The organism is Ulvibacter sp. 2305UL32-6, assembly GCF_058148545.1.
In genome coordinates this window covers 1-1,011 of record NZ_JBYVKA010000039.1, presented here as the reverse complement: position 1 = coordinate 1,011, position 1,011 = coordinate 1, and the positions used below count along the sequence as shown (strand labels likewise).

Sequence of the window (1,011 nt, the reverse complement as noted above, 5' to 3'; positions counted from 1 at the left end):
TTTAATTAGCGCAGAATTGCAATTTTGAAAAATTATTTAATTAGATTAATGTCTCATTTTATTTACAAAGAATTTCTTCCAATTAATGATTCTGCTTCACTCAAAGAAGGAAAATATAAAAACCTTACAAAAAATGAAATAAAGAAATGGCGGAATTTCAAAAACATTACGAAATCTGAATATATTTTTGACGAATTAGCAGAAGAGCAGAATAATATTTGTCCTGCTTGTAACGAAATTATTGAGAAATCGGAAGGAGTAATTCATCATTTAGATTATGAAAGATTGTGTAAATATTTAGAATGTTTTAAGGTTTTAAAACCAACACCAAAAGAACCATTTAGAAAAATTAAAGCGCCAAAATGTAGTAAATGTCCTGAAACGAGTATTTGTAAAGAAAAGATCGTATTAATACATAATAAATGCCACTTTAAAATACATATTATTGAGGGAAGAATTAAAAGACCAAAAAAAGAAAATGAAACAAAAAGGGTTCAAAAAACTCAAGAAGAAAAATTAGAATATTGGAGAAACTCTTTGACCAAAAACCACAAGGAAATTATACAAAAATCTGTTAACCTGATACGAGAATTAAATCCCGAAAAGGAATTTCATTTAAAATATTATACGAGATATATTTCTTTAAAACCCACCAATTCAGTTACGTTTAAGATAAGTGGTAATAGTGTTACGTTAAAAATTAGAAAAGGAAAATTAATCAAGATAAAGGAATTATTGAATAATCGAGGAATTGAATCTAATCTTTATTATAAGAAAGACGAATTGAACAACATTACTTTTTTAATGAACTTAAAAGTATTCAATAAAAATATTGACCTTTTAGAATTAATTTTTAAAAAACATACTGAATATAATAACTAAACCTAACAACGTATAAAATTAATTGCTTGGTACGAGCCTACTTACGAAAATTCTTGCGGATTTTCTATTCGGTTTGCATTTGCTAAATTAGTTGCTTAAACAACGCAACTAATCTTATACAAAACAGTT

Annotated in this window: 1 protein-coding gene; it reads left to right on the top strand. The window is 25.8% G+C overall.

Going from position 1 to position 1,011, the window contains the following annotated elements; translation table 11 throughout:
- The first annotated feature begins 48 nt into the window (after positions 1-48).
- Entirely contained in the window at positions 49-882 is an 834-nt protein-coding gene (locus ACY2RU_RS17585; protein ID WP_490139791.1) for a hypothetical protein, read from the top strand.
- Positions 883-1,011 lie beyond the last annotated feature (129 nt).